This is a genomic window from Clostridia bacterium, from assembly GCA_019683875.1.
Taxonomy (GTDB): Bacteria; Bacillota; Sulfobacillia; order RBS10-35; family Bu92; genus Bu92.
On the sequence record JADGHN010000118.1, the window covers coordinates 1 to 5191 of the forward strand.

General features: G+C 71.4%; 6 protein-coding genes and 1 riboswitch. Of the genes, 5 read left to right on the forward strand and 1 reads right to left on the reverse strand.

Annotated features, from left to right (window positions below; all coding sequences use genetic code 11):
* On the forward strand, positions 1-112 hold a 112-nt coding region (locus IRZ18_08360), incomplete at its 5' end, for an ATP-binding protein (protein MBX5477115.1).
* A 69-nt stretch (positions 113-181) separates the two neighbouring features.
* Here the strand turns inward: IRZ18_08360 and IRZ18_08365 are convergent.
* On the reverse strand, positions 182-505 hold the full coding sequence (locus IRZ18_08365; protein ID MBX5477116.1) for an alpha/beta-type small acid-soluble spore protein: 324 nt from the start codon (positions 503-505) through the stop codon (positions 182-184).
* Between the two features lie 473 nt (positions 506-978).
* Positions 979-1102: riboswitch (SAM riboswitch) on the forward strand.
* Positions 1103-1206: 104 nt separating this feature from the next.
* Here IRZ18_08365 and IRZ18_08370 point away from each other — a divergent pair.
* The 4 genes from IRZ18_08370 to IRZ18_08385 all read left to right on the forward strand — a co-directional run.
* Positions 1207-2508 (forward strand): homocysteine synthase, encoded by a 1302-nt coding sequence (locus tag IRZ18_08370; GenBank protein ID MBX5477117.1) that lies wholly within the window; start codon positions 1207-1209, stop codon positions 2506-2508.
* A gap of 62 nt (positions 2509-2570) precedes the next feature.
* Complete coding sequence (locus tag IRZ18_08375) at positions 2571-3755, forward strand: homoserine O-acetyltransferase (GenBank protein ID MBX5477118.1); 1185 nt, start codon at positions 2571-2573, stop codon at positions 3753-3755.
* A 95-nt stretch (positions 3756-3850) separates the two neighbouring features.
* Positions 3851-4846 (forward strand): oxidoreductase, encoded by a 996-nt coding sequence (locus IRZ18_08380; GenBank protein MBX5477119.1) that lies wholly within the window; start codon positions 3851-3853, stop codon positions 4844-4846.
* Positions 4847-4930: 84 nt separating this feature from the next.
* The coding region (locus IRZ18_08385; protein MBX5477120.1) for a hypothetical protein at positions 4931-5191 on the forward strand (261 nt) is incomplete at its 3' end.

Sequence of the window (5191 nt, forward strand, 5' to 3'; positions counted from 1 at the left end):
GTTCCACACGTTCGTGTACGACGGCCCGATCTTCCGCCGCCGCATCGCCGTCCACCGCGGCGAAGTCGTCGAGCGCGACGGCTTCGTGTTCGCGGACCTGCTTCCGGAGTGACCCGCAAAGCCGGCGGCGCGCCGCAGGAAGCTCGCGGCGCGCCGCGCCCGTCTCATCCCCGCGCCCAGGTCAACCCCGGGGCAGTTGCGCGCCGTTGGCGAGCTGCTCCTCGGCGAAACGGATCAGGCGGCGGACCATCTGGCCGCCGATGTGGCCGCCGAGAACGCCGGCCTGGCGCGCCGTGAGCTCGCCGTTGTAGCCGCGCTGCAACGGCACGCCGAGCTCCTGCGCCAGTTCGAACTTGAGATCCTCGTATGAGCGTCCCGCGGCGGCGAAGGCCGAAGATCCCCCTTCGCCCGGCGCGAGCTCCTCCGCCGTCTCGAAATCAAACGGCCGCCCCAGGAGCTCCGCGGTCACCTGGTACTTCAATTGATCCAACGGACGTCCGATCATCGTCGCGTTGTTGGCCAAGTCGATTCACCTCCGCAGTTAGCATGGAACAGCGCGCCGATGCGCAAACTAGTGAACTCGCCCCATGGCAGATCTGGCGAAGTTTGTTGAAGCTTCCGCGACGCGCTCTCTTTTTCGGAGAAGCAGGAGTTTGTCCGCCTCGCACGAATGCAATGCGAAACTTCCGGGCAAGAAACCGGTTTCCAGCCGGTACGCGTCGCTTCATTCCGGCGCGTCGAACAAACCCATCCTCGCCTTCATGACGCACGCGGAGATCGACGAGTACGTCGCTTCGCCGTACTTCGTCCCGAGAGGCCCGAGGGGCTGGCGATCTTCGCCGCGGTGCTCGCGTTCAACGTCCTCGGCGACGGCCTGCGAGACCTTCTCGATCCGCGCCTCCGCCGGTGAGCCTCGCGGTCGTTGACACCCCGCTCCCCGGGGTGTAGCATTCAAGCCAAATTCAATACCGCTGGATTCTCTTATCCAGAGAGGCGGAGGGAGACGGCCCGATGAAGCCCGGCAACCGGCCTCGCCGCGCGGCACGTTCGCGGCGGGGTGGCGGTGCCAACTCCGGCGCGGCCACGCCGCGCGAGATGAGAGGAGGCCTGCGTCGCGGTTCAGCGTGCGACCTCTTCCATCGGAAGGGGTTTTTTTGTGGGGAGATCCAGCGGCCACCCTAGACACTCTAGAGGAGGCCGTCCGCAATGACCTTCGATGGTGCCCATCTCGATACGTTGGCCGTCCACGCCGGGCAGCAGCCCGACCCCGCCACGAAAGCGCGCGCCGTCCCGATCTACGCGACCACCTCGTACGTCTTCGACAGCGCTGAGCACGCCGCCAACCTCTTCGCGCTGAAAGAGTCGGGCAACATTTACACGCGCATCATGAACCCCACCACCGACGTGTTCGAGCAGCGCATGGCGGCGCTGGAAGGCGGCGTGGGGGCGCTCGCCACCGCCTCGGGGCAGGCGGCCATCACCTTCGCCGTGCTCAACATCGCGAAGGCGGGCGAGAACATCGTCTCCGCCACCAGCCTCTACGGCGGGACGTGGAACCTCTTCGTCCATACGCTGCCGCGCCTCGGGATCCGGGTCAAGCTTGTCGACCCGTCGGACCCGCAGAACTTCGCCCGCGCGATCGACGACAAAACGAAGGCCGTGTACATCGAGGCGATCGGCAACCCGAAGCTCGACGTGCCGGACTTTCGGGCGATCGCGGACGTCGCGCACCGGCGGGGCATCCCGCTGATCGTTGACGCCACCTTCCTCACGCCGGCGCTCTTCCGGCCGTTCGAGCACGGGGCCGACATCGTCGTCCACTCCGCGACGAAGTTCATCGGCGGCCACGGCACGGCCATCGGCGGCGTGATCGTCGACGGCGGCCGCTTCGACTGGGCGGCGAGCGGCAAATTCCCCGAGTTGACGCAGCCGGACCCGACGTACCACGGCGTCGTGTACACGGAAGCGTTCGGCCCGGCGGCGTACATCGTGAAGGCGCGCGTGCAACTCCTGCGCGACCTCGGCGCGTGCCTCTCGCCCTTCAACAGCTTCCTCTTCCTGCAGGGGCTGGAGACGCTCGGTTTGCGCATGAAGCGCCATTCGGAGAACGCCCTCGCGGTCGCCGAGTGGCTGGCCGAACACCCCGGCGTGACGTGGGTGAACTATCCGGGCCTCAAGACGCACCCGGATCACGCGCGCGCCCAGCGCTACTTCTCGGACGGGCAGGGCGCCATCCTCACGTTCGGCGTCAGGGGCGGCTACGAGGCGGCCAAGGCGGTCGTCGACCGCGTGCGGCTCTTCTCCCACCTGGCCAACGTGGGCGACGCGAAGTCGCTCATCATCCACCCGGCGTCGACGACGCACTCGCAGCTCACGGCCGCGGAGCAGGCCGAGGCCGGCGTGACGCCCGACATGATCCGGCTGTCCGTCGGCCTGGAGGACGTCCGCGACATCATCGCCGATCTCGACCAGGCGCTCCGGGCCGTGGGGCAGGCGCAGACGGCGTGAACCCGCCCGCCGGGGTCGCGTGCGCGGGGGGCGGCGCGGGCCGGCGCGCGCTCCCCGCGGACCTGCATGTCCAGCGCGTCGCCGGGCCGGGCGAATTCGCCCTGGAGAGCGGCGCCCGCCTCGGCCCGGTCGACATCGCCTATCAGACGTGGGGCGCCTACGACCCGCACGCGCACGGCGGCGCGGGCAACGCCGTCCTGGTCTGCCACGCCCTCACCGGCGACAGCGACGCGCCCGGCTGGTGGGCGGGCGTCGTCGGTCCGGGCGGCGCGCTCGACCCCGACCGGCACTTCATCATCTGCTCGAACGTGCTGGGCGGCTGCCGCGGCTCGACCGGCCCGGGAAGTCCCGCAGAGGGCGGCCGCCCCTACGGCCTGCGCTTTCCCGTCATCACCGTGGGCGACATGGTGCGAGCACAGGCGCGGCTGCTCGACGCCCTCGGCGTGGAGCGGCTCGCGCTGGTCGTGGGCGGTTCGCTGGGCGGCATGCAGGCGCTCGCATGGGCGCTGCTCTTTCCGGACCGCATCGGCGGCGCCGTCGTCATGGCCGCGCCGTGGGCGACGTCGCCCATGTCCATCGCGTGGAACGAGGTGGGACGGCAGGCGATCCTGCTGGACCCGGACTTCGCCGGCGGCGACTATCCCCCCGGCGACGGCCCGGCGCGGGGGCTGGCCATCGCGCGCATGCTGGCGATGACGACCTACCGGAGCGGCGAAAGCTTCTGGCTGCGCCACGGGCGGGCCGAGGTGCCGCCCGGCGCCGACCCGGTCGCCGAACGGCTCGGCGCGTACGCCACGCAAGCTTCCGCCGGGCGACCGTCCGGCCTGCGGTTCCAGATCGAGAGCTACCTCCACTACCAGGGAGAGAAGCTGGTGCGACGCTTCGACGCCAACACCTACCTTTACCTGACGCGCGCCATGGACCTCTTCGACGCGGACCGCTACGCGGCACAGGGCGCCGAGCGGCGGGCGGCCGCGGCGGAACGCGGCCGCCTGCCCTCGGTGCTCGCCGTCGGCATCGACAGCGACATCCTCTACACGGCCGCCGAAGTGCGCGAGGTGCAGGCGCGCCTCCGCCTCCTGGGATACCCGGCGGAGTACCGGGAGATCCGCAGCCCCCACGGTCACGACGCGTTCCTGATCGAGACGGAGCAGGCCGCCGCGGCCATCGCCGAAGGGCTGGAACGGGCCCTGAGCGGAGCGCCCCTTGCGCACCCGGGGTACCGCGGCAACGCGTGGGGCGTGTGAGGCGCATTGTTCGGGAGCCGGCGCGCGGCGTGCGGCGCGCCCCGAGGAGCCGGCCGCCCGGTCGCGAATGACACGTCCAGGAGGAGGATGCGGCCGTGGAGACGTTCCGAGCCTACCTCGTGGAGTCAACGGAAGAGGGCTTCCGCGCCGGGCTGACCCGCCTGACCCCCGACCGGCTGCCCCCGGGCGAGGTCACGGTGCGGGTGACGTATTCCAGCGTGAACTACAAGGATGGACTGGCCACGCTCCCGGACGGCAAGGTGGTGCGCGCGTACCCCATGGTGCCCGGCATCGACCTCGCGGGCACCGTGGTGGAGTCCTCGGATCCGCGCTTTCGCGCGGGCGACGCCGTCCTGGCGACGGGCTACGACCTCGGCGTGTCGCACTTCGGGGGTTACGCGGAGTTCGCCCGCGTCCCGGCCGACTGGCTTCTCCCGCTGCCGGCCGGCTTGACGCTGCGGGAGGCGATGGCGCTTGGCACGGCCGGATTCACGGCGGCCCTGGCCATCCAACGGATGCAGGAGAACGGGCTCACGCCAGGGGCGGGACCTGTGCTCGTGACCGGCGCCACGGGCGGCGTGGGCTCGCTGGCCGTGAACATGCTCGCCAAGCTGGGGTACGAGGTGGTGGCCAGCACAGGCAAGACTGCCGAGCACGAGTACCTGCGGCGCTTGGGTGCCTCGGCCGTCCTCGACCGCGCCGAGACGTCCGGTCCCGGCCGCCCACTGGAGAAGGCGCGGTGGGCCGGCGCCGTCGACACCGTCGGCGGCGACACGCTCGCGTACATCCTCCGCACGACGAAGCCCTGGGGCACGGTGGCGCTCATGGGCAACGTCGGCGGCGCCCCGTTCTCGTCGACCGTGTTTCCCTTCATCCTGCGCGGCGTGAGCCTTCTGGGCGTGGACTCCGCCTATTGCCCGATGGAGCGGCGTCGCGCGATCTGGCAGCGGCTCGCCGGCGAGTGGAAGCCGCCGGCTCTGGATGCGATCGCGTCGGACGAGGTCGATCTCGACGGCCTACCGGAGGCCCTCGGACGCATCCTTCGCGGACAGATGCGCGGGCGGACGGTCGTGCGGCTCTCCGCCGGCTGACGGCTCCTCGAGATTCCCAAGCTGCTCGAGGACCTTGAGCGGATCGCCGGCGGGCACGCGGCGGAACCTCGTCGGGGGTGGCGCATGGAGGCGTGGGTGGTCGGCGTCGACGGCGGCGGCAGCCGAACCGTGGCGGTGGTATGCGACGCGGCGGGCGAGGTGTGGGGCGTCGGAGGCGCGGGGCCGTCGAATCATCGCAACGCCGGCCTTTTTCGCGCGGTGCGGGCCGTGGAGACGGCCGTCCGCCGCGCGCTGGATCAGGCGGCGCGGCGATGGCGCGCGCGCCGGGGGGCGGCGGCGCCCCCCCGGGGGGGCGGCCGCGCCCGGGCGCCCCCCGGGGGGGCG